We start from the raw sequence: 21,932 nt of genomic DNA, 5'->3' as shown, positions 1-21,932 counted from the left end.
TAACACAACAACGACTGAGGAATGCCCATGAGTATGTCATCCATACCGTCGCCTTCCCCCAACGGGAAGCTGTACAGCTGGGTTGAAAAGATCGGCAACAAGGTTCCACACCCTTTTTTGCTGTTTATTTATCTGATCGTGGTGCTGGCGGTAGCCACCGCCGCACTGTCGGCCTTTGGCGTGGGGGTGATCAACCCGACAGACGGCTCCACCGTGGTAGTCAAAAACCTGCTCAGCATCGAAGGACTACACTGGTTTCTGCCGAACGTCATCAAGAACTTCAGCGGATTTGCCCCGCTGGGGGCGATTCTGGCGCTGGTGCTCGGCGCGGGACTGGCCGAACGGGTGGGTCTGCTGCCGGCGCTGATGGTCAAAATGGCCTCGCACGTCAGCGCGCGCTACGCCAGCTATATGGTGCTGTTTATCGCCTTTTTTAGCCATATCTCATCCGACGCCGCTCTGGTGATCATGCCGCCGTTAGGCGCCCTGATGTTTCTCGCCGTCGGCCGCCACCCGGTGGCGGGATTACTGGCGGCGATTGCCGGCGTCGGCTGCGGGTTCACCGCTAATTTGCTGATTGTCACAACCGATGTGCTGCTCTCGGGCATCAGTACCGAGGCGGCAAAGACGCTGGATGGCTCGCTGCATGTCAGCGTTATCGACAACTGGTATTTCATGGCTTGTTCGGTCATCGTTCTGACCCTGGTAGGCGGGCTTATCACCGATAAGTTGATTGAACCGCGGCTGGGAACATGGGAAGGCCGCAGTGAGGACAGACTTGCGGCGCTGACGCCAGAGCAACGCTTCGGGCTGCGGGTAGCCGGTATCGCGTCATTGGTTTTTATCGCTCTGGTCGCCATCATGGTCGTGCCGCAGAACGGGATTCTGCGCGATCCGGTCACCCATACGGTGATGCCCTCTCCCTTTATTAAAGGCATTGTGCCGCTGATTATTTTTTTCTTCTGCTTCGTCTCGCTGGCCTACGGTATTGCCACCGGAAAAATTCGCCGTCAGGCAGATTTGCCGCCGTTAATGATCGAACCGATGAAAGAGATGGCCGGGTTTATCGTTATGGTGTTCCCGTTGGCCCAGTTTGTTGCCATTTTTAACTGGAGCAATATGGGAAAATTTATGGCCGTGGGGCTGACTGATTTACTGGAGCAGGCGGGAATGAACGGGGTGCCGGCTTTTGTTGGCCTGGCGTTACTGTCGGCATTTCTCTGTATGTTCATCGCCAGCGGCTCGGCAATCTGGTCCATTCTGGCGCCGATCTTTGTGCCGATGTTTATGCTACTCGGGTTTCATCCGGCCTTTGCACAGATACTGTTCCGCATCGCGGATTCGTCGGTCCTGCCGCTGGCGCCGGTATCGCCGTTTGTCCCGCTGTTTCTGGGCTTCCTGCAACGCTATCGTTCAGATGCGAAACTCGGCACCTATTATTCTCTCGTCCTGCCCTATCCCCTGATATTCCTCGGCGTGTGGCTTCTGATGCTGGTGATATGGTACTGGCTGGGGTTACCCATCGGCCCAGGAATTTACCCACGCCTGTCCTGACAAAACCGGGTGGCCAGAATCTGGTCACCCTCCGCTGCGCGCGTGACGACACTTGTCACCACGCGAAGAGGATCTTCGTCTCCAGACCTGCTTTGATTATATCAGCCTTGTCTGAGACGCATTTTTTCGGCATCCAGGGTTGTCTTGCGACATTCTTAAAGATGCCGTTTTTTTAAATGCATCTCTTTCAGCATCTTATATACAGACTCAAGCACAAGAGAGACAGCGTTTAACAATAACCCACTGATAATCAAGATTAAAAGTCCTGTCAGCATATATTGCATATCGATACCTCTAGTGGTTGTAAAAAAAAGCCAACACCGGGGTGCTGGCAAAATAATTGACTCAAGGAATGCCTGTATATTTATTCGCGGCGCCGGGTGCCTCCCGATGAATTAGCCAGTTCTTACTAATCCGCGTGCGTATGACAAACTGCAGAGAAAAACGAACTGAACGCTCCTCCGCACAGGGGAATTCGCCGCCGAATAAAAGTAACAAAAACCCGTCGCCCCCGCGCGGCGCAATTAATACAAAAATAAACATCTCCGCAGACGATATGTCGGCGATTTTATCCGTATCAGCAGCCGTACGCAGATTGAAATCGCGCGTCATTTCTTTCCCCTGTTCCCGGCCTTTATCCGCACAGCGGTGGATTATCTTTCAGGAGTATAGTTGCCAGAACGGCGTGCGTGATATCTTGTCAATAGAGCGCAATAGTTATCTTGCTAATCAGGTAACAAGGAGAAACGATGCTGGTACTGCTTCAGGACAAAATCGACACCCCGCTGGGGCCATTATGGATTCTTTGCGACGAGCAGTTTCGCCTGCGCGCCGTTGAGTGGGAGGAGCATAGCGACCGTATGACGCAACTGCTTGATCTGCACTATCGGCATGAAGGTTATCAACGCATCGATGCCCGCGATCCCGGCGGGCTGAGTCGCCAACTTGACGCCTACTTCGCCGGCGATCTCAGCATCATCGAGACGCTGCCGACGGCAACGGCAGGCACCCCCTTTCAGCGTGAAGTCTGGCAAGCCCTGCGCACCATTCCCTGCGGTCAGGTGATGCATTACGGCCAGCTGGCGGAAACACTAGGGCGTCCGGGCGCGGCGCGTGCGGTCGGCGCGGCCAACGGTTCAAACCCGGTCAGCATTGTCGTGCCCTGCCACCGCGTGATTGGGCGAAATGGCACCATGACCGGCTATGCCGGCGGCGTGCAGCGGAAAGAGTGGTTATTGCGCCATGAGGGGTATCTGCTTCTTTGACGCTACGTGCCTTTTATCGGAAGCATCAGGTAACTTTACAATAAGCTTCCGACCAACTTTGTATTGGTTATCAATGAGATAAAAGTGATAAAAGCTTTCCCCTTTTAATATTACGTGTTTCACGGGTTCGAGACTTACCTGCTCACCAAAAAGATGTTAAAATTGACCAATATCAATTAAGGCTTGAGCAGACTTATGATCCCGGAAAAGAGAATTATACGACGCATTCAGTCTGGCGGTTGCGCAATCCATTGTCAGGATTGCAGCATTAGTCAGCTTTGCATCCCTTTTACTCTGAACGAGCACGAGCTTGATCAGCTGGATAATATCATCGAGCGTAAAAAGCCAATCCAGAAAGGGCAAACCTTATTCAAAGCGGGTGATGAGCTGAAATCGCTGTATGCGATTCGTTCTGGCACCATTAAAAGCTATACCATTACCGAACAAGGTGACGAGCAGATTACCGGCTTCCACCTGGCGGGTGATTTGGTTGGTTTTGATGCCATTGGTACCGCGCTACATCCGAGCTTTGCGCAAGCGCTGGAAACCTCAATGGTCTGCGAAATCCCTTTCGAAACGCTGGACGATCTTTCCGGTAAAATGCCAAATCTGCGCCAGCAGATGATGCGTCTGATGAGTGGCGAGATCAAAGGCGACCAGGACATGATCCTGCTGCTTTCTAAAAAGAATGCGGAAGAGCGTCTGGCGGCCTTTATTTATAATTTGTCTCGTCGTTTCGCGCAGCGCGGTTTCTCGCCTCGCGAATTCCGCCTGACGATGACCCGCGGTGATATCGGCAACTATCTCGGTCTGACCGTCGAAACCATCAGCCGTCTGCTGGGGCGTTTTCAGAAAAGCGGCATGCTGGCGGTAAAAGGCAAATACATCACCATCGAAAATAGCGACCTGCTCGCTCAGCTCGCTGGTCAGGCCCGCAACGTCGCCTGATCCTCTTTGTCCCTCCGCCAGATCGCTCATTTTTTTCTGATTTGTTGATCTGGCCAGGGTCATCCCCTGTTTCATTTCATCCATATAGGTTATCTTTTAATTACAGACTGTGGTTACAGTTGTAAGGAGACCCTGTATGGCCAAGTATCAGAACATGCTGGTAGTAATCGACCCCAATCAGGACGACCAGCCTGCATTGCGGCGTGCGGTGTATCTACACCAACGGATTGGTGGACGCATCAAAGCCTTTTTGCCGATCTACGATTTTTCCTATGAGATGACAACCCTGCTGTCGCCCGATGAGCGGACGGCAATGCGCCAGGGCGTTATCAGCCAACGTAGCGCCTGGATCAAAGAACAGGCCCGGTTTTATATTGAGTCCGGCGTTCCCATTGAGATTAAGGTGGTGTGGCACAATCGCCCCTTCGAAGCCATTATTCAGGAAATCCTCAGCGACAAACACGATTTGCTGCTGAAAATGGCGCACCAGCATGACAAGCTGGAGGCCGTGATTTTCACCCCGACCGACTGGCATCTGCTGCGTAAATGTCCATGTCCGGTCTGGATGGTAAAAGATCAGCCGTGGCCGGAAGGCGGCAAAGCGCTGGTGGCCGTCAATCTGGCCAGCGAAGAAAATTACCACGACGCGTTAAACGAAAAACTGGTTAAAGAAACCCTCGAGCTGGCGGACCAGGTCAACCATACCGAAGTCCATCTGGTGGGCGCCTACCCGGTCACACCGATTAATATCGCCATCGAACTCCCCGATTTTGACCCCAGTATCTACAACGACGCCATTCGCGGTCAGCATTTGCTGGCCATGAAGGCGCTGCGGCAAAAATTCGGCATTGATGAGAACCGCACCCACGTTGAAAAAGGCCTACCGGAAGAGGTCATTCCTGACCTCTCTGAACACCTGCAGGCGGGGATTGTGGTGCTGGGCACCGTCGGGCGCACCGGGCTGTCGGCGGCCTTTCTCGGCAATACCGCCGAGCAGGTCATCGACCATTTGCGCTGCGACCTGCTGGTCCTCAAGCCTGAGCAGTACAAAACGCCGGTTGAAATGGATGACGAGGATGACGATTAATCCACCGGGTTGATGCTGCGTAAAACACGCTCCCCTGCTTCGGCGGGGGATTTTTTGTGTTGCCTCCCCGGCAACAGAAAAAACAAAGGGCCTTTCGGCCCCGTTATCGACAACACATATACAGCAACAATGCTTTTAATGGATACCTAAGCGCCAGGCATGATCGATTTCTTCTTTCAGCTCGCTGGATGAGAGCGACATCAAATCCGCAAACTCCAGCTCAAGAAGTTTGAATTTTTTCAGATACTGCGCGGGGGTTAACGCTGTTGGGTCACGACGCAGAAACTCGATTGCCATTTGCGCCGGGGTTAATTCGGTATCCATAATATCCTCAGAGTGATGAAAAAACAGGCTTAGTATAGCACTCCAGGCTGACGACTTTATGAGCAATTCATGACCTTGCTGTATATATAAAAAAGCCGTCTCAGCAGAGACGGCTTCAGAAGCAAACATTATTTAGGATCGCAAACCATTACAACGCTTTCAGAATTGCGTCGACGCTGGCTTTCGCATCACCAAACAGCATATGGGTGTTCTCTTTGAAGAACAGCGGGTTCTGAACACCGGCATAACCTGTATTCATCGAACGCTTAAAGACCACCACATTTTGCGCTTTCCACACTTCCAGCACCGGCATCCCGGCGATCGGACTCTTCGGATCGTCCTGCGCCGCCGGGTTAACGGTGTCGTTGGCACCGATAACCAGCACGGTATCGGTATCAGTGAAATCGTCGTTGATCTCATCCATTTCCAGCACCACGTCGTACGGCACTTTCGCTTCCGCCAGCAGTACGTTCATGTGCCCAGGCAAACGCCCGGCAACCGGATGAATACCAAAGCGCACCTTGATGCCGCGGGCACGCAATCTTTCGGTGATTTCCGCCACCGGATACTGCGCCTGTGCGACCGCCATACCGTAGCCCGGGGTGATGATCACGGAGTGCGAGTTTTTCAGCATTTCCGCGGTATCTTCGGCGCTGATTTCGCGGTGTTCACCCACTTCTTCATCGCTGCCGGTAGAGGAACCATCGGTACCAAAACCGCCGGCAATCACGCTGAAGAATGAACGGTTCATCGCCTTACACATGATGTAAGACAGAATCGCACCCGACGAGCCCACCAGCGCCCCGGTGACAATCAGCAGGTCGTTACTGAGCATAAAGCCCGCCGCCGCTGCCGCCCAGCCCGAGTAGGAGTTCAGCATTGAGACCACGACTGGCATATCTGCCCCGCCGATCGAAGCCACCAGATGCCAGCCAAAGGCCAGGGCAATGACCGTCATCACCAGCAGCGCCAGAACCTGAGTTCCCGTGCTGTCGGTGCGAACAAAGGCCACCAGCAGCAGGAAGGAAACCACCAGCGCCGCCAGGTTCAGCTTATGGCGATGCGGCAGCATCAGCGGTTTAGACGAAATTTTGCCGCGCAGTTTGCCAAAGGCCACAATCGAGCCGGTGAAGGTCACCGCACCGATAAAGATGCCGAGGAACACTTCCGTCAGGTGAATATTCACCAGGATCTGTTCCATTCCCGCTTCGTGATACAGGTAGCTGTTAAAGCCGACCAGCACCGCGGCCAGGCCCACAAAGCTGTGCAGCACGGCAACCAGTTCCGGCATTTCGGTCATTTCGACTTTCTTCGCCAGGCGAATACCAATTGCGCCGCCGATAACCATCGCCAGGATGATCCACGCCACGTTGCCGGTATCCGGCCCGAGAATGGTTGCCAGCAGCGCGATAGCCATCCCGGCCATGCCGAACAGGTTACCCTGCTTCGAGGTTTCGTGCTTTGACAGCCCCGCAAGGCTAAAAATAAACAGAATAGCGGCAACAATGTATGCAGCTGTAACTAATCCTCCAGACATGTGCTACCCCTTAGTTCTTGCGGAACATTTTCAGCATGCGCTGAGTAACGGTGAAACCACCAAAAATATTAATGCTGGCGATCAGCACCGCGATAAAACTCAGGAAGCTGACCCAGCCACCGTGGCCGATCTGCAATAACGCTCCGACAACGATAATCCCTGAAATTGCGTTGGTCACCGACATCAGCGGCGTATGGAGCGCATGAGAAACGTTCCATACTACGTAATAACCCACCACGCAGGAGAGCGCGAAGACGGTAAAGTGACCGAGGAACTCCTTCGGCGCCACGTTGGCAAGCCAGCCAAAGAGAATAATCGCCAGCGCCATCAGCGCGTATTTACGCCACGGGGAGGTCGGTTTTTCAGCTTCTTTCGGCGCATCAACGGGCTTCGCCGCAGCCTGCGGCTGGGCAGAAACCTGAATCGGCGGCGCCGGCCAGGTCACTTCACCTTCACGAACCACCGTCACGCCGCGAACCACGACGTCGTCAAAATCGATGGTGATATTGCCGTCTTTCTCTTTGCACAGCAGCTTCAGCAGGTTGACCAGGTTGGTCCCGTACAGCTGCGAGGACTGCGTCGGCAGACGGCCCGGGAGGTCGGTATAGCCGATGATCTTCACGCCGTTGGCGGTCGTCACCACTTCGCCAGGAACGGTGTACTCACAGTTGCCGCCGTTCTGCGAGGCCAGGTCGACCACCACGCTGCCCGCCGTCATGGAGTCCACCATTTCACGGGTAATCAGCTTCGGCGCCGGTTTGCCCGGGATCAGGGCCGTGGTGACGATGATGTCCACCTCTTTGGCCTGCGCGGCAAACAGCGCCATTTCGGCTTTGATAAAGGCTTCGGACATCACTTTGGCATAGCCGTCGCCGCTGCCCGCCTCTTCTTTAAAGTCCAGTTCCAGGAACTCGGCGCCCATACTCTGCACCTGTTCTTTCACTTCCGGACGCGTATCGAAGGCACGGACAATCGCGCCGAGGCTGTTCGCCGCGCCGATGGCCGCCAGTCCAGCGACGCCGGCACCAATGACCATGACCTTCGCCGGCGGAACTTTCCCGGCAGCGGTGATCTGACCGGTGAAGAAACGACCAAATTCGTGGGCCGCTTCAACAATCGCCCGGTAGCCGGCAATGTTGGCCATCGAGCTGAGCGCATCCAGCGACTGGGCGCGAGAAATACGCGGCACCGAATCCATCGCCATGACGTTGATGTTGCGAGCCGCTAATTTCTGCATCAGCTCAGGATTTTGCGCAGGCCAGATAAAGCTCACCAGCGTGGTGCCCGGATTGAGTAATGCAATTTCATGTTCTTCTGGTGCGTTCACCTTCAGAATAATGGATGACTGCCAGACTTCAGCGGTGTCTACGACTTCTGCACCCGCCTGGACAAAGGCTTCGTCATCGAAACTTGCCAGATGACCCGCGCCGCTTTCAACGGCAACGGTAAACCCGAGTTTTAGCAGCTGCTCCACCGTTTTCGGCGTGGCAGCGACGCGGGTTTCATTGGCAAACCGTTCTTTTGGTACCCCGATACGCATAGTTTTCCCTTCCATCGGTTTTTGATGATGGTTTTTCTTTTCTTACAGACGACGGTTAAGCGGCAAAACATGCCGTTTCTTTTCCATTGACTGAAAAAATGAAACAGTAACAAACTTTTTATAACCTACTGAAAATAGCGATTGTGATCTACTGCGATAAAACAGAAATTTTGATTTTATTGGTAAAACGCATCGCGAACCGTGTCAGGCAGCAATATTTACCTTAAATTTATAGTCAGGCCTGATAAATCGCTTAGCTGATGCAGTTATACGCCATTAATCGCCTGCAAGAACATAACATTAACATTACGTTAACTTATAAAAGTGGTATTGATTATCAATTTTGCTGGTCAAGCGGCTGTTTTTTCAACATATCAGAAATTGTTATATTATTGTGACGCACGTTTCGGGCGGTAAGCAAAAAATGACGCAGACAGTTACGCCTTTTAAATGCAATAATCGAGCGTTATCAGTCAACAACAATACCAGTACATGGTTTGCGCAAGGCAAAGGATTATTTTTATGAAGCTTAAGAACTCACTCCTGGCGTCTGCTCTCCTGGCTACGACAGCGTTGTCAGCCCATGCAGCGACCGAGCTGACTCCGGAGCAGGCGGCGGCGCTAAAACCCTACGATCGCGTCGTGATCACGGGCCGTTTTAATGCCATCGGCGATGCGGTAAAAGCCATGTCCCGTAAAGCGGACAAAGATGGCGCGGCCTCATTTTATGTTGTCGACACTTCTGATTATGGCAACAGCGGCAACTGGCGCGTCACGGCGGATTTGTATAAAGACAATGCTCCGCAGGCGGATGCCCCGAAAAATCGCGTCATCAATGGCGTCATGGAGTTGCCAAAGGATCAGGCCGTCGAGCTGGAGCCTTTTGATACCGTGACCGTCCAGGGCTTTTATCGCAGTCAGCCGGAAGTGAATGATGCGATCACCAAAGCGGCGAAAGCCAAAGGTGCCGCCTCCTTCTTCATCGTCCGTCAGGTTGATGCTAACCAGGGCGGCAACCAGCGTATCACGGCTTATATCTATAAAGCCGATGCCCGGAAACGCGTTCTGCAGAGCCCGGATGCGATCCCGGCCGATTCTGAAGCCGGGCGCGCAGCGCTGGCTGAAGGCGGTACCGCTGCGAAAAACGTCGAAATTCCAGGCGTTGCCACCACGGCAGCCGTCGGTTCCGGTACCGGCGTAGGTCGTTTCTTCGAAACGCAGTCATCAAAAGGCGGACGTTACACCGTCACGCTGCCGGATGGCACCAAAGTTGAAGAAGTGAACAAGATCACCGCGGCCCAGATGGCGCCGTTTGACAGCATCAAGTTCACCGGTAATTACGGCAACATGACCGAAATTTCTTACCAGACCGCCAAACGCGCGGCGAAGAAAGGGGCGAAGTACTACCACATTACCCGCCAGTGGCAGGAACGTGGCGGTAACATCACCATCAGCGCAGATCTGTATAAATAATCGCATCGGCACTGAGTAAAAAGGCGGCAATATGCCGCCTTTTTGTTTTTTTTCATCCGCCACCATTGCATGCGCACAAGACACTCCGTAAAATCCCGCGCCTTAGCGTAATCCTCCATTTTTATGCGATTTCGCCAAATAAATATTCTTGATTCACTGCCGTCACCTCGGGAATACAATGGAAAAGAAACTGGGCCTCAGCGCCTTGACCGCACTGGTACTGAGCTCAATGCTGGGCGCAGGCGTGTTCAGCTTGCCGCAAAATATGGCGGCCGTCGCCAGCCCGTCGGCCCTGCTGATTGGCTGGGCGATCACCGGCGTGGGGATTTTATTCCTCGCCTTCGCCATGCTGCTGTTGACCCGCATTCGCGCCGATCTTGACGGCGGTATCTTCACCTATGCCCGCGAAGGTTTCGGTGAACTCGTCGGTTTTTGCTCCGCCTGGGGCTACTGGCTGTGCGCGGTGATCGCCAACGTCTCGTATCTGGTGATTGTCTTTGCCGCGCTCAGCTTCTTTACCGACACTCCGGATACCATTATTTTCGGCAACGGGAATACCTGGCAGGCGATCGTGGGCGCGTCGCTCCTGCTGTGGGTGGTGCACTTTCTGGTCCTGCGCGGCGTCCAGACCGCGGCAGGCATTAACCTGATCGCGACCCTGGCCAAGTTAATCCCCCTCGGCGCATTTGTTATCCTCGCCGTCATCGCCTTTCGCCTGGAGACATTCCGCCTTGATTTTAGCGGGCTGGCGCTCGGGGTACCGGTCTGGGAGCAGGTGAAGAACACCATGCTGATCACCCTGTGGGTGTTTATCGGCGTGGAAGGTGCGGTCGTGGTTTCCGCACGGGCGCGCAATAAACAGGATGTCGGCCGCGCCACGCTGCTGGCAGTCCTTTCCGCGCTGGTGGTTTATCTGCTGGTGACCCTGCTCTCTTTAGGCGTGGTCGCCCGTCCGGAACTGGCCGAAATGCGTAATCCGTCGATGGCTGGCCTGATGGTGAAAATGATGGGCTCATGGGGCGAAGTGGTGATCGCGGCCGGGCTGATTATTTCCGTGTGCGGTGCCTACCTGAGCTGGACCATTATGGCGGCAGAAGTCCCCTGGCTGGCCGCGACGCATAAAGCATTTCCGCGCCGCTTCGCCCGGCAGAATAAAAACAACGCTCCGTCGGCCTCGCTGTGGCTAACCAATATCAGTGTTCAGGTGTCGCTGGTGCTGATCTGGCTGACAAAGTCTGATTACAATACGTTATTGACCATCGCGTCCGAGATGATTCTGGTGCCCTATTTCCTCGTGGGCGCCTTCCTGCTGAAGATTGCTGTACGCCCGCTGCATAAGGCGGTAGGTGTCGGCGCATGTATTTATGGCTTATGGTTATTATATGCATCCGGCCCTGTGCATTTATTGTTGTCAGTGGTACTTTACGCTCCGGGTCTTCTGGTTTTCCTGTACGCTCGCCGTACGCACCAGCACGATCGCATGCTCAAACGCCGTGAATTAGCCTTAATTGGTTTTTTGCTGGTTGCCGCTGTACCGGCAACGTGGATGCTGGTGGGGTAAGCGGTCGCCCTGCTGCTGAACTCAAAGGAGATACCCATGACTGTCCGACAGCCTCGCCCGATTCTCATCACCGGTGGAGGCCGCCGCATCGGCCTCGCGCTGGCGCACCATTTTCTGGATCAGCAGCAGCCGGTTATCGTCAGCTATCGCACGCACTACCCGGCCATTGACGCACTGCGCGACGCCGGGGCCGTCTGTCTTGCCGCCGATTTTAGTACCGATGAACAGATACTGGCCTTTGCCGAAGCGGTAAAACACCACGCCGCCGACGGCCTGCGCGCGATCGTCCATAACGCCAGCGACTGGATGGCTGAAAAGCCGGGCGTTCCGCTCACCACCGTGCTGGCCAGCATGATGCAGATCCACGTTCATGTCCCCTATTTGCTCAACCATGCGCTGGAAACGCTCCTGCGCGGGCACGGGCACGCCGCCAGCGACATTATTCATATCACTGACTATGTCGTTGAACGCGGCAGCGATAAACATATTGCCTACGCGGCCAGTAAAGCGGCGCTGGATAATATGACCCGCTCATTTGCCCGCAAACTGGCGCCGGAGATTAAGGTCAACGCCGTTGCCCCTTCGCTGATCATGTTTAATGAGGGCGATGACGCCGAATATCGCCAGCAGGCGCTGGATAAATCGCTTATGAAAAGCGTGGCGGGCGAAAAAGAGATAGTCGACCTGCTCGATTATCTGTTCACCAGCCGGTTTGTTACGGGCCGCTCTTTTGCCGTGGATGGCGGCAGACACCTGCGTTAGTGGAAGCGGCTCCAGCCGAGGATCAACAGCCAGGCACACAGCCCCCAGCACCCGACTGCGCCCGCCAACGCCAACGGCAGGCGCATCATTCCGGTGAAATACCAGAGCGACAGCAGATAGACGAAATAGGGAATGATTGACCACATCCCAAAGACGATCGTGGTCCGCAGCGCCTCAAGCCCGCGCTCGCTGGCCACAATATAATGCGCAATCAAAGCAAAGGTCGGAAATAGCGGAATTAAACCAGCAATATAATAATTTTTGCTTTTCGACAGTACGCCAATCAGTATCACCACCAGCGCGCCGATCAGCCCTTTAATCAACAACCCCATTCCTTTAGCCTTAACATATAAACAACCCGTTGATGTAGCATAACGGAAGTACATATATTCACAATATCATTCGAATCCCCCCTGAGCGGCGTAAGGGCGAATGCTCTAAGCCTGGATAACCGGCTGGCCGTTCAGCACGCGAAGCAAACGCCGGGGCCGCTTGAAGGATGACCTCTTTTTTATAAAAGAGTAATGGCAGGTAGTCTGGTGGCGGTGTATGTTAATTCTTTTTCCAGTACAAGTAAGATATGAATAAGATCGTTTTTGTTGAGGATGATCCGGAAGTGGGCGCCCTGATTGCCGCTTATCTCGGAAAGCACGATATGGAAGTGGTGGTTGAACCACGAGGCGACCGGGCAGAAGAGGTTATCGCGCGGGAAAAACCCGACCTGGTGTTGTTGGATATTATGCTGCCTGGCAAAGACGGCATGACCCTGTGCCGCGATCTGCGTGGCCAGTGGCAAGGTCCGATTGTGTTGCTCACCTCGCTCGACAGCGATATGAACCATATTTTGTCCCTGGAAATGGGCGCCAGCGATTACATTCTGAAGACCACGCCGCCGGCGGTATTGCTGGCACGTCTGCGTCTGCATTTGCGCCAGCACATCGCCTCTCCCGTGACCAATGCTCCGGCGTCGCTCACGCCGCATAAATCGATTACATTCGGTTCACTGCTCATCGACCCGGTTAACCGTCAGGTATTGCTCGGTGGCGAGAGCGTGGCGCTCTCAACGGCTGATTTTGAGCTGTTGTGGGAACTGGCCACCCACGCCGGACAGATTATGGATCGTGATGCGCTGCTAAAAAATCTGCGCGGCGTCAGTTACGATGGTATGGATCGCAGTGTGGATGTGGCGATTTCGCGCCTGCGGAAAAAACTGCTCGACAGCGCGACCGAGCCTTATCGCATCAAGACGGTGCGCAATAAAGGATATCTGTTCGCCCCTCACGCCTGGGACAATTAACTTACCGTCCGGCCGTCGAGCGCGAAAAAAACCACCTGCGGGTGGTTTTTTGTCGGCAGCGCTCTGTCCCTCCGTCGCCTGCCGCGCACGGCTGACGATTCCGTCAGCTCCCCGCTGCGGCGCATCAAGGGGAAAAATCGGCCTCCCCCTGGCGCCCGACTTTTCATTTGTCAATCTCTCCCTGTGATCAATCATTTTCCCGCCAGGCAAGACGGTATCCCGGGTCCGCCCTGAGCACGTTGGCAAAACCCAAACTGTCTAAATGCATTCCTGCAACCAGCAGTTTTTCACTTGCCGCCTGGGCCAGGATTTTTTTACGTGTCTCTTCAGCCTGAAGGGGGTCACAGTCAAAAATAATGGAAACGTCCGGCCGTGCTGCCTGGATATGCGGGAAATGGACGATGTCACCCCAGATCAATAAGCATTGATCCCCGGAAGTGATGCGAAATCCAGTATGACCTGGCGTATGTCCTGGCAACCATACCGGGAGAATGCCCTCAGTTATCTCCCCTTCGTCAAGCAAGCGCAGCTGCCGGGCGTACGCGTTTAACGTCCGGCGAGCCAGATTAAAATTTCGCTGCCCACGCTCATTCGCGACGTTAAATCGTTCATCATCGTGCCAGTATTGTGCTTCAAGCGGGTGCAGATGAAGTTCGGCCCGTTGAAAAACAGGTAGCCCATCTGCATCTAAAAGACCACCAATATGGTCAGGATGGCCGTGCGTCAGTAACACGGTATCGACGTCATTGGGGCTGATACCTGCCGCGCCAAGATTATCCTGGAGCTGCCCACCGACGTTATTCAGCCCTCCGGCACCGGCATCGACGAGGATAGTCCGCCCCCGCCCCTGAATAAGATAGCCGTTGATATGGATATTGCCGGGTTCAGCAACCCGGGCGTTGCGTTGAATAACCGTTGCTTCAGCTGTTTCAATGCCTGACAGCAAATCCAGGCTGGCGGACATCGTGCCATCGCTAAGCGCGGTCACCAGAAAATCCCCAATCCGACGGGTTGAAAAAGACCGATGGTTCATCGTTACCTCTGGTTAATTACGCGCAAACAGGTGTGATGCAGCAGAGCCAAAACAGCGAATACGCGCCGTAAGGCCCGAGGCTTCTCGAATGGTTCGTTCTAACTCGCGCATAAACTCCGCCATGACTTCTGGCGTACGCTCGCTTGTCAGACGATAAAAAAGTTCGGCATATACCGGATGTCCGCATCCGGGTTTCACCTCAACATAGATGATATGAACATTTTCCGACTCCGCCGCGAGAATGCCGGTGCAGAGCGCACTGCAGGCACGCGTTAAACCGTGGAGGTCAGTCAACCTGCCAGCATGTTGTTGAGAAATATAAAACGTCAGATTCGGCATGTTATAAACTCGCCTCCCATCAGGCTTGAGCTGGATTCGTCAACTGCGGTGTCAGCGGCGCATAGAGGCAGGCGCCGGGCATGTCAGCTAACTGCGCGGCAATTTCCCGCGTCACCACATAGGCAATGCGCCGGGCGGGCATTTTTTCTGGCCCTGACGCCTGCATCTGCAGCGCCGGGTATCCCAGCCCCTCAATAAAACTCAATGGCTGGGTGCTGAGCAGCAGAATTTCATCACTGGCTACCGCGGGAGCGGTGCCTTTACACTCATACAAGTTACGGTGCCAGTCGGTGATGTGATTTTGCCAGCGTGAAAAATTACCGCCCCCTTTCAGCTTGTACTCCTCACTGGTAAGCACCTCTGCGTACTCCACCGTATGAATGGCGAGATACCGGGGGCCGCCCGGCTTCAGGGCTTTAAAACGCTGGGAAGAGCTAAACCCGGTGACCGAGATAAGCGCAGGCAGCTTTTCCAGGCTGTAAAACGCATTCCACTCCTGCTCGCTTTCAGGGTCGGCATAGTTGCACTCCACGGTATAGAACATCGGTTCACCTCTGCATGAATAAAACGCAGGGCCTGCATGGCCTTGCTTAGTGACTTTTAGTCATGCTATATGCTGTTAATTCGCCAATGAATCGATATTAATTCAAGCATTAGTGACATTATGTCACTATCGACTCGCATCCCCGTCGAATAAGGCAATTTTAATGCGCAGAAAAATTCCCAGCAGTGCTTCACTTCAGGCGTTTGAGGCCGCTGCCAGGCACGGTAATTTTGCCCGTGCTGCCGCGGAGCTATCGCTGACGGAAGGCGCCATCAGTAGACAGATTGCCCGCCTGGAGACTCTGCTCGGGTGCAGACTGTTTGACCGTGCGGGAACCCGGGTCAAGCTTAATCCGGTGGGTTCACGCTATGCCCATCACGTGCGGGAAATGCTCGAGCGGTTAGAGCGGGATACTCAGTACGTGATGGGCATGCCTGAGGGCAGCAGAAGTCTGGAAATTGCCGTCCTGCCAACGTTTTGCAGTCGCTGGTTAATTCCCCGGCTCAGCAGCTTCCAGTCTTTATACCCGGACATCACATTGAATATCGCGGCGAGAACCGATCCTTTCATTCTCACCGGGAGCGGATTTGACGCGGCGATTCATTTCGAGCATCCCGCATGGGCAGGTATGCGCACGCAGGTTCTGTTTGAGGAGAAACTGGTGCCGGTTTGTCGTCCTGACCTGTTAAGCGACAGGAATATCTTTGAACAGTTGAATACACTGCCCCGCATTCACCGGCGGCAGAACCCAGAGGCCTGGCTGCATTATGCCGGGCAAAGTGGGATAGTCCTTGATAACCCGGCACAGGGAGTCCGCTATGACCTGCATGAAATGGCGATAGCTGCCGTACTGGCGGGACAAGGTGTGGCCATGGTGCCGCGCATATACGTAGAAAAAGAGTTAAACCAGGGATTGCTTGTTGCGCCCTGGCCGGACGCCGAACAACTGAGCAAGACATTTTGTTTGGTAAAACCGGTGGAAACAGGAATAAATGAACCCGCTCTGCAAGATTTTGAGCGCTGGTTGCAGGCGGAACCGATGCGCGTGACATGACATAGCGGTTGTCTGCTTTCTGCCAAAAGCGGTAAATAAGCATTACAAGAATCTGCTGCAGTTTAATATTTATAATCCATAAAAGAGCTGTATATGATTAAATATATTGTGTCATTTTCAATTATGATTATCCTGGTCATTATTTTTTTGTTCAGTCGGTTATCTGATTTCGAGCTTGCCGGATACGGGCAGCTGCGTACCCTATCTTTTACGCATCATCAGGATCTCCTCCAGGGTACATTAATTCTGCCGCCAGATAAGGTATATCCTCCGTTCGTGCTTTTAATTCATGGCGACGGGCCTCAGGATCGCTGGTCAGACGGCGGATATATTCCTCTGGTTAACTTCCTTGTATCACAGGGAATAGCTGTTTTTTCATGGGATAAACCGGGCGTTGGTGAAAGTACCGGAAACTGGCTGGCGCAGACGATGTCAGATCGCGCCAGGGAGGCCGTTCTGGCGTTACAAAAATTAAGAGAGCAACCAGAACTGAAAGAAAGTCGCGGAGGTTATCTTGGTTTCTCACAAGCTGGTTGGGTCGTACCCCAGGCAAGCCAATTAACAACAACTGACTTTATTGTGCTGATAGGTCCAGCGATAAACTGGCGGAATCAGGGCATTTACTATACCGAGCAACGGCTTAAAGCCGAGGGTCGCTCCATGTCTGCTCTTCTGGATGCGAAAAAACATGAAGCCGCGGTTTTTGACAGGCAGTTTACAGAAGAAGCGGCTAATCGCCCCTGCAACACCCCATGTACGCGACAGGACTTCGAGCGCAGGAATTCCCGGGCTGATGCGACGAAAGAGATTTCAGGTATAGATACTCCGGTATTCATTCTCATGGGAAAAGATGACCGGAATGTAGACCCTGATGAAACAGTCGCAGTCTGGCGCAAAGCACTACCGGTGGGTACAGCGCGTTGTATCAGGCAGTTGCCGGGGGCAACTCACGGGCTTTTACGCAGCGAATGGTTTGATTATCAACTTGCCTCTCAGTGGCCTTTGTGGAAACAGGGATTGTTTCTGCTGTCCGGGCAACACGCCTATTCGCCCGGGGCACTTAATTCTGTCTCATCATGGATCCTTAAGCAGCAATGTGGGAACTGAACTGCCTTCTTATTACCTGCCGAAAGCCAAACAGGGAGTCACAAAAAAGCCCCCTGTTTCATAAAACCCGGTGCGTTCATCAAGTCGTGGTCTACCGTTAGAGTTAACCTGACCAGCCATTGTGGATAGCTGTTTTTGTTCAGGAGACACGTCTTCGCTCCTGGCCGTTATCAGTTCTACAATCGCGACAGGAAGCCACTGTACGTAGGGCAAGTATTCGCCGCCGTGCCAATCAACTGCGGCATACTTACGCATGCCGGGTGTTGTCAGCCGGTGCGAACCCTGCTTTTATAGCGAATCAAATCGGGCATTTATCCACGCAGAAATGCTTTTTCACGTATATTCTGCCGGGATAAATGCCCTTGCTAACGATCGGGTTGGTGGCGGAATCAGCGCTCTGGCGGTTATACCAATGCCCCATCGTGCCCATGAAGGTAAAAGACAGGTAGTTAACTTTTTGATTTTTAGGTGAGATTTGATGAAAAAGCTGTTTGTGCAGTTTTACCTTCTGCTGTTTGTCTGCTTCCTGGTGATGACCATGCTGGTAGGGCTGGTGTATAAATTCACCGCCGAACGTGCGGGCCGGCAGTCGCTGGACGATCTGATGAAAAGCTCGCTGTATCTGATGCGTAGCGAGCTGCGGGAAATCCCACCGCGCGACTGGAGCAAAACGCTAAAGGAGCTGGATCTTAATCTGTCGTTCGATCTGCATATTGAGCCGCTGAGTAAATTTAAGCTCTCGGAAAACTCGATGCAGCATCTGCGCGCCGGGGATATTGTCGCCCTCGATGATGAATACACCTTTATTCAACGCATCCCGCGGAGCCACTACGTTCTGTCGGTAGGCCCCGTCCCCTACCTCTACTTCCTCCACGAGATGCGTTTGCTGGATGTCGCCCTGATGGCTTTCATCGCCATTTCGCTGGCCTTTCCCGTGTTTATCTGGATGCGCCCCCACTGGCAGGATATGTTGCGTCTTGAGACCGCGGCACAACGCTTTGGCGAGGGGCATTTTACCGAACGCATTCATTTCGACAGTATGTCCAGCTTCGAACGCCTGGGCGTCGCCTTTAACCAGATGGCCGACAATATCAACGCGCTCATCGCCAGCAAGAAGCTGCTGATCGACGGAATTGCCCACGAACTGCGGACTCCGCTGGTGCGCCTGCGCTATCGTCTGGAGATGAGTGAAAACCTGACCGAAGCGGAATCTCAGGCGCTGAACCGCGATATTGGGCAGCTGGAAGCCTTAATCGAGGAGCTGTTGACCTACGCCCGCCTGGACCGACCGCAGAATGAGCTGCATCTGACAACACCTGATTTTCCCGCCTGGATAGCGGCTCACGTTGAAGAGATTCAAATGGTTAACCCCCAACGTGATGTGACGTTACAGGAAGTGGTGGCCGGGGATTATGGCGCGCTTGATATGCGTCTGATGGAACGCGTGCTGGATAATCTCGTCAATAACGCTTTGCGCTACAGCAACCGGCAAATTCAGGTCAGGCTCACGCTACAGGGTTCGCGAGCAACCTTGCAGGTTGAAGATGACGGCCCGGGCATTGACCCGGAGGAGCGCGAACGGGTGTTTGAGCCCTTTGTCCGTCTCGACCCTAGCCGCGACCGGGCCACCGGCGGTTGCGGACTTGGGCTGGCGATTGTCCACAGTATCGCCCAGGCCATGTCCGGCGAGGTAAGCTGCGGCGCCAGCTCTCTGGGCGGCGCTCGTTTTTGTTTCAGCTGGCCAATCTATCATCAGCTGCCCAATTTGAGCGCTGCCTGACCCACTTGCGCAGGTGCTGCGGCCTGCGTATAGTTAAAAAACCAAACAGTATGTTGTAACTAAGGTGGGTGCTATGGCCAGCTACGATCTCGTTGAACGTCTGAATGACACCTTTCGCCAGCTGGAACGCGAGCTACAGATGCTCCAGCAGCGCCTGCGCGCCTGCCGCCTGTTGGCCGCCCGGGTGTTCGAGCTGCCGGCCGTCAGTAAAGAGACGGAACACGACCCGCTGGAGACTATTCAGGTGGTTCAGCACACCGGTCAACCGGCGCTGGAGATGGCGCTGAAACACTACAGCCATCTGTTCATTCAGCAGCAATCAGAAAGCCGCAGCAGTAAAGCTGCAGTCCGCCTCCCCGGCGCCATCTGCCTGCAAACCGATGGCGAGGAACAGGCGGCGTTACTGCAGAGTATTGCCCGCATTAACGCGCTGAAAGCCGCTTTCGAAAAGATTGTCACCGTTGATTCCGGCCTGCCCGCCGCGGCGCGTTTTGAATGGGTCCACCGTCATCTGCCGGGGCTTATCACCCTCAGCGCCTACCGCACCTTAACGGTGCTATGCGACCCGAGCACCCTCCGCTTTGGCTGGGCTAATAAGCACGTGATTAAAAATCTCACTCGTGATCAGGTGCTGCAGCAGCTGGAAAAAAGCCTGCAATCGCCGCGCGCGGTGCCGCCCTGGACGCGTGAGCAGTGGCAAAGCAAGCTGGAGCGAGAATATCAGGATATCGCCGCTCTGCCGCAGCGGGCAAAGCTGAAGATCAAGCGGCCGGTGAAGGTCCAGCCTATCGCACGAGTCTGGTACGCCGGTGAGCAGAAACAGGTGCAGTACGCCTGCCCAGGCCCGCTTATCACGCTGATATCCGGCACTCAGGGGGTGAGCGTGCCGGATATCGGCGAGTTACTGAACTATGATGCGGATAATGTGCAGTATCGCTATAAGCCGCAGGCGCAGTCGCTCAGGCTACTTATCCCGCGGCTGCATCTGTGGCTGGCTAACGAGTAGCCATGCTGCCCACCATCTCTTCCGGACGCACCCAGCTGTCAAATTCCGCCTCCGTCAGATAGCCCAGCGCTAACGCGGAGGCTTTGAGCGTCAGCCCCTCTTTATGCGCCTTTTTGGCAATCTCCGCCGCTTTGTCATAGCCAATATGGGTATTCAGCGCCGTGACCAGCATCAGTGACTCATTGAGCAACTGCGCGATCCGTTCACGGTTCGGTTCAATGCCGGTCGCGCAGTGTTCATTAAAACTCTCCATACCATCCGCCAGCAGGCGCACCGATTGCAGAAAGTTATGAATCACCATCGGACGGTAGACGTTCAGTTCGAAGTTACCGGACGCCCCGCCGATATTGACCGCCACATCATTCCCCATGACCTGACAGCACAGCATCGTCAGCGCTTCGCACTGCGTCGGGTTAACCTTGCCAGGCATAATTGATGAGCCGGGTTCATTTTCCGGAATCGCAATTTCACCAATCCCGCAACGCGGACCGGAAGCCAGCCAGCGCACATCGTTGGCAATCTTCATCAACGAAGCCGCCAGCCCCTTCAGTGCGCCGTGGGCGTGGACCAGCGCATCGCAGGTCGCCAGCGCCTCAAACTTGTTCGGCGCAGTGACGAACGGCTGACCGCTGAGGGCCGCCAGCTCCTCCGCTACCCGTACGGCATATTGCGGATGGGTGTTCAGACCGGTGCCAACGGCCGTACCGCCCAACGCCAGCTCGCTCAGGTGCGGCAGACTCAGCTCCAGATGGCGGAGATTGTGTTCCAGCATCGCTACCCAGCCGGAGAACTCCTGTCCCAGCGTTAACGGCGTCGCATCCTGCAGATGCGTACGGCCAATTTTAACGATGTCGTTGAAGGCAGTAGCTTTGTCGCTCAGCGTCTGTTTCAGCACCCTGAGCCGGGGGATGAGCGCTTCACGCAGGGCGATAATCGCCGCGACATGCATCGCGGTCGGGAAGACATCGTTGGAACTCTGGCTTTTATTAACGTCATCGTTAGGATGAACCTTGCGCTCCATGCCGCGCACGCCGCCCAGCAGTTCACTGGCGCGGTTGGCCAACACCTCGTTCATGTTCATGTTGCTTTGCGTGCCGGAACCGGTCTGCCAGATGGCCAGCGGAAATTCATCGGGATGGTTGCCGGCCAGCACTTCATCGGCGGCTTGAATAATCGCCTCGGCCTTCTCTGCGGTCAGTAACCCCAGATCCTGGTTAACCTTTGCCGCCGCCCGTTTGGTCAGCGCCAGCGCATAAATCAGTTCGCCCGGCATTTTTTCCGTCGAGATGCGGAAATGTTCCAGCGAACGCTGGGTCTGCGCGCCCCATAGCTTATCGGCAGGCACCTCGATAGCGCCCATAGAGTCTCTTTCACTGCGATGCGTTGTCATTACTTTCTCCTTGAATACAAAGTACGTAATTACGACAAAGCTCACCTGCTATAAAGGGTTAAGTATTGGTCAAATTTTTAAGATTATATTGCTCGTTCGTGCCGCTAAACGACATAAAAAAACCGCCCCGGAGGGCGGCTTCGATTATTTCACACAGCGTGTGCACTGCGAGGTCTGGATCTGCTGGAAGAAATCGTTGCCTTTATCATCCACCAGGATGAAGGCCGGGAAATCTTCCACTTCGATTTTCCAGATAGCTTCCATCCCCAGTTCCGGATACGCCACGCACTCCAGGCTGCGGATACTCTGCTGCGCCAGCACCGCCGCCGGG

General features: G+C 54.4%; 22 protein-coding genes and 1 pseudogene. 13 read left to right on the top strand and 10 right to left on the bottom strand.

Annotated features, from left to right (window positions below):
• The first annotated feature begins 27 nt into the window (after nt 1-27).
• A complete protein-coding gene (gene abgT / locus GRPL_RS09705) occupies nt 28-1,554 on the top strand; it encodes a p-aminobenzoyl-glutamate transporter (protein WP_032687449.1) in 1,527 nt (508 codons plus the stop codon).
• Nucleotides 1,555-1,899: 345 nt separating this feature from the next.
• On the opposite strand, the gene GRPL_RS09710 is transcribed toward abgT, so the two are convergent.
• The gene (locus tag GRPL_RS09710) at nt 1,900-2,166 is read right to left on the bottom strand and encodes a hypothetical protein (RefSeq protein WP_032687448.1); all 267 of its coding nucleotides are present in this window, start codon (nt 2,164-2,166) and stop codon (nt 1,900-1,902) included.
• Nucleotides 2,167-2,303: 137 nt separating this feature from the next.
• Between GRPL_RS09710 and ogt the strand changes: the two genes are divergently transcribed.
• From ogt to uspE, 3 genes are all read left to right on the top strand, one after another.
• Nucleotides 2,304-2,819, top strand: a complete 516-nt coding sequence (gene ogt, locus GRPL_RS09715) for a methylated-DNA--[protein]-cysteine S-methyltransferase (protein WP_032696064.1) — start codon at nt 2,304-2,306, stop codon at nt 2,817-2,819.
• A 195-nt stretch (nt 2,820-3,014) separates the two neighbouring features.
• Complete coding sequence (fnr, locus tag GRPL_RS09720; RefSeq protein ID WP_004862555.1) at nt 3,015-3,767, top strand: fumarate/nitrate reduction transcriptional regulator Fnr; 753 nt, start codon at nt 3,015-3,017, stop codon at nt 3,765-3,767.
• A 136-nt stretch (nt 3,768-3,903) separates the two neighbouring features.
• Complete coding sequence (gene uspE, locus GRPL_RS09725) at nt 3,904-4,854, top strand: universal stress protein UspE (RefSeq protein WP_004862557.1); 951 nt, start codon at nt 3,904-3,906, stop codon at nt 4,852-4,854.
• A 135-nt stretch (nt 4,855-4,989) separates the two neighbouring features.
• Here the strand turns inward: uspE and GRPL_RS09730 are convergent, their stop codons facing one another.
• The 3 genes from GRPL_RS09730 to pntA form a co-directional block, all read right to left on the bottom strand.
• The gene (locus GRPL_RS09730) at nt 4,990-5,178 is read right to left on the bottom strand and encodes a YdiH family protein (protein ID WP_004862559.1); all 189 of its coding nucleotides are present in this window, start codon (nt 5,176-5,178) and stop codon (nt 4,990-4,992) included.
• A 148-nt stretch (nt 5,179-5,326) separates the two neighbouring features.
• Nucleotides 5,327-6,715: a Re/Si-specific NAD(P)(+) transhydrogenase subunit beta gene (gene pntB, locus GRPL_RS09735; protein WP_004862561.1), complete on the bottom strand. Its 1,389-nt coding sequence runs from the start codon at nt 6,713-6,715 to the stop codon at nt 5,327-5,329.
• Nucleotides 6,716-6,725: 10 nt separating this feature from the next.
• A complete protein-coding gene (pntA, locus tag GRPL_RS09740) occupies nt 6,726-8,255 on the bottom strand; it encodes a Re/Si-specific NAD(P)(+) transhydrogenase subunit alpha (RefSeq protein ID WP_032687446.1) in 1,530 nt (509 codons plus the stop codon).
• A gap of 522 nt (nt 8,256-8,777) precedes the next feature.
• Between pntA and ydgH the strand changes: the two genes are divergently transcribed.
• The 3 genes from ydgH (at nt 8,778) to folM (ending at nt 12,051) form a co-directional block, all read left to right on the top strand.
• Entirely contained in the window at nt 8,778-9,728 is a 951-nt protein-coding gene (gene ydgH, locus GRPL_RS09745) for a DUF1471 family protein YdgH (RefSeq protein WP_004862568.1), read from the top strand.
• 178 nt (nt 9,729-9,906) lie between these two features.
• Complete coding sequence (locus GRPL_RS09750) at nt 9,907-11,289, top strand: amino acid permease (RefSeq protein ID WP_032687445.1); 1,383 nt, start codon at nt 9,907-9,909, stop codon at nt 11,287-11,289.
• 36 nt (nt 11,290-11,325) lie between these two features.
• Nucleotides 11,326-12,051: a dihydromonapterin reductase gene (folM, locus tag GRPL_RS09755; RefSeq protein WP_032687444.1), complete on the top strand. Its 726-nt coding sequence runs from the start codon at nt 11,326-11,328 to the stop codon at nt 12,049-12,051.
• On the opposite strand, the gene GRPL_RS09760 is transcribed toward folM, so the two are convergent.
• A complete protein-coding gene (locus tag GRPL_RS09760) occupies nt 12,048-12,383 on the bottom strand; it encodes a GlpM family protein (RefSeq protein WP_004862575.1) in 336 nt (111 codons plus the stop codon). The two genes, folM and GRPL_RS09760, sit on opposite strands and share 4 nt — an antisense overlap.
• Nucleotides 12,384-12,631: 248 nt before the next feature.
• On the opposite strand from GRPL_RS09760, the gene rstA reads away from it, so the two are divergent.
• Nucleotides 12,632-13,348 carry a two-component system response regulator RstA gene (rstA, locus tag GRPL_RS09765; RefSeq protein ID WP_032687443.1) on the top strand — a complete coding sequence of 239 codons (717 nt, stop codon included), beginning with the start codon at nt 12,632-12,634 and terminating at the stop codon, nt 13,346-13,348.
• 187 nt (nt 13,349-13,535) lie between these two features.
• Here rstA and GRPL_RS09770 read toward each other — a convergent pair whose 3' ends face one another.
• From GRPL_RS09770 to GRPL_RS09780, 3 genes are read right to left on the bottom strand one after another with little or no spacing between them, the layout of a single operon-like run.
• Nucleotides 13,536-14,381, bottom strand: a complete 846-nt coding sequence (locus GRPL_RS09770) for an MBL fold metallo-hydrolase (protein WP_032699703.1) — start codon at nt 14,379-14,381, stop codon at nt 13,536-13,538.
• 12 nt (nt 14,382-14,393) lie between these two features.
• A complete protein-coding gene (locus GRPL_RS09775) occupies nt 14,394-14,720 on the bottom strand; it encodes a hypothetical protein (RefSeq protein ID WP_032699701.1) in 327 nt (108 codons plus the stop codon).
• A gap of 19 nt (nt 14,721-14,739) precedes the next feature.
• Nucleotides 14,740-15,264, bottom strand: coding sequence for a DUF4286 family protein (locus tag GRPL_RS09780; protein WP_032699699.1), 525 nt, complete (start codon nt 15,262-15,264; stop codon nt 14,740-14,742).
• A gap of 163 nt (nt 15,265-15,427) precedes the next feature.
• On the opposite strand from GRPL_RS09780, the gene GRPL_RS09785 reads away from it, so the two are divergent.
• The 5 genes and pseudogenes from GRPL_RS09785 (at nt 15,428) to tus (ending at nt 20,211) form a co-directional block, all read left to right on the top strand.
• Nucleotides 15,428-16,318, top strand: coding sequence for a LysR substrate-binding domain-containing protein (locus GRPL_RS09785; RefSeq protein WP_032696056.1), 891 nt, complete (start codon nt 15,428-15,430; stop codon nt 16,316-16,318).
• 93 nt (nt 16,319-16,411) lie between these two features.
• Nucleotides 16,412-17,425, top strand: a complete 1,014-nt coding sequence (locus GRPL_RS09790) for an alpha/beta hydrolase family protein (protein ID WP_032699698.1) — start codon at nt 16,412-16,414, stop codon at nt 17,423-17,425.
• Nucleotides 17,426-17,616: 191 nt separating this feature from the next.
• A pseudogene (locus GRPL_RS28445) lies at nt 17,617-17,766 on the top strand (site-specific integrase); the annotation flags it as partial.
• A gap of 137 nt (nt 17,767-17,903) precedes the next feature.
• On the top strand, nt 17,904-19,205 hold the full coding sequence (gene rstB / locus GRPL_RS09795; RefSeq protein ID WP_032687437.1) for a two-component system sensor histidine kinase RstB: 1,302 nt from the start codon (nt 17,904-17,906) through the stop codon (nt 19,203-19,205).
• 73 nt (nt 19,206-19,278) lie between these two features.
• Nucleotides 19,279-20,211: a DNA replication terminus site-binding protein gene (gene tus, locus GRPL_RS09800; RefSeq protein WP_032699696.1), complete on the top strand. Its 933-nt coding sequence runs from the start codon at nt 19,279-19,281 to the stop codon at nt 20,209-20,211.
• Here the strand turns inward: tus and fumC are convergent.
• The gene (gene fumC, locus GRPL_RS09805; RefSeq protein ID WP_032687436.1) at nt 20,201-21,601 is read right to left on the bottom strand and encodes a class II fumarate hydratase; all 1,401 of its coding nucleotides are present in this window, start codon (nt 21,599-21,601) and stop codon (nt 20,201-20,203) included. The two genes, tus and fumC, sit on opposite strands and share 11 nt — an antisense overlap.
• Nucleotides 21,602-21,745: 144 nt before the next feature.
• A partial coding sequence (locus GRPL_RS09810; protein ID WP_032699693.1) for a fumarate hydratase C-terminal domain-containing protein occupies nt 21,746-21,932 on the bottom strand: 187 nt, incomplete at its 5' end.

Source organism: Klebsiella planticola ATCC 33531, from assembly GCF_000735435.1.
In the GTDB taxonomy this organism is placed as follows: domain Bacteria; phylum Pseudomonadota; class Gammaproteobacteria; order Enterobacterales; family Enterobacteriaceae; genus Klebsiella; species Klebsiella planticola.
Note: the sequence above shows the minus strand (reverse complement) of the source record. Positions and strands in the feature narration are given on the sequence as shown.

Excerpts from the sequence above, each read along its gene's own strand:
- GRPL_RS09785 (WP_032696056.1), top strand. The coding sequence starts at position 15,428 with ATGCGCAGAAAAATTCCCAGCAGTGCTTCACTTCAGGCGTTTGAGGCC.
- rstB (WP_032687437.1), top strand. The coding sequence starts at position 17,904 with ATGAAAAAGCTGTTTGTGCAGTTTTACCTTCTGCTGTTTGTCTGCTTC.
- folM (WP_032687444.1), top strand. The coding sequence starts at position 11,326 with ATGACTGTCCGACAGCCTCGCCCGATTCTCATCACCGGTGGAGGCCGC.
- uspE (WP_004862557.1), top strand. The coding sequence starts at position 3,904 with ATGGCCAAGTATCAGAACATGCTGGTAGTAATCGACCCCAATCAGGAC.
- rstA (WP_032687443.1), top strand. The coding sequence starts at position 12,632 with ATGAATAAGATCGTTTTTGTTGAGGATGATCCGGAAGTGGGCGCCCTG.
- ogt (WP_032696064.1), top strand. The coding sequence starts at position 2,304 with ATGCTGGTACTGCTTCAGGACAAAATCGACACCCCGCTGGGGCCATTA.
- fumC (WP_032687436.1), bottom strand. The coding sequence starts at position 21,601 with ATGACAACGCATCGCAGTGAAAGAGACTCTATGGGCGCTATCGAGGTG.
- ydgH (WP_004862568.1), top strand. The coding sequence starts at position 8,778 with ATGAAGCTTAAGAACTCACTCCTGGCGTCTGCTCTCCTGGCTACGACA.
- fnr (WP_004862555.1), top strand. The coding sequence starts at position 3,015 with ATGATCCCGGAAAAGAGAATTATACGACGCATTCAGTCTGGCGGTTGC.
- abgT (WP_032687449.1), top strand. The coding sequence starts at position 28 with ATGAGTATGTCATCCATACCGTCGCCTTCCCCCAACGGGAAGCTGTAC.
- GRPL_RS09710 (WP_032687448.1), bottom strand. The coding sequence starts at position 2,166 with ATGACGCGCGATTTCAATCTGCGTACGGCTGCTGATACGGATAAAATC.
- GRPL_RS09770 (WP_032699703.1), bottom strand. The coding sequence starts at position 14,381 with ATGAACCATCGGTCTTTTTCAACCCGTCGGATTGGGGATTTTCTGGTG.
- pntB (WP_004862561.1), bottom strand. The coding sequence starts at position 6,715 with ATGTCTGGAGGATTAGTTACAGCTGCATACATTGTTGCCGCTATTCTG.
- GRPL_RS09790 (WP_032699698.1), top strand. The coding sequence starts at position 16,412 with ATGATTAAATATATTGTGTCATTTTCAATTATGATTATCCTGGTCATT.
- GRPL_RS09750 (WP_032687445.1), top strand. The coding sequence starts at position 9,907 with ATGGAAAAGAAACTGGGCCTCAGCGCCTTGACCGCACTGGTACTGAGC.
- GRPL_RS09730 (WP_004862559.1), bottom strand. The coding sequence starts at position 5,178 with ATGGATACCGAATTAACCCCGGCGCAAATGGCAATCGAGTTTCTGCGT.
- pntA (WP_032687446.1), bottom strand. The coding sequence starts at position 8,255 with ATGCGTATCGGGGTACCAAAAGAACGGTTTGCCAATGAAACCCGCGTC.
- GRPL_RS09780 (WP_032699699.1), bottom strand. The coding sequence starts at position 15,264 with ATGTTCTATACCGTGGAGTGCAACTATGCCGACCCTGAAAGCGAGCAG.
- GRPL_RS09775 (WP_032699701.1), bottom strand. The coding sequence starts at position 14,720 with ATGCCGAATCTGACGTTTTATATTTCTCAACAACATGCTGGCAGGTTG.
- tus (WP_032699696.1), top strand. The coding sequence starts at position 19,279 with ATGGCCAGCTACGATCTCGTTGAACGTCTGAATGACACCTTTCGCCAG.
- GRPL_RS09760 (WP_004862575.1), bottom strand. The coding sequence starts at position 12,383 with ATGGGGTTGTTGATTAAAGGGCTGATCGGCGCGCTGGTGGTGATACTG.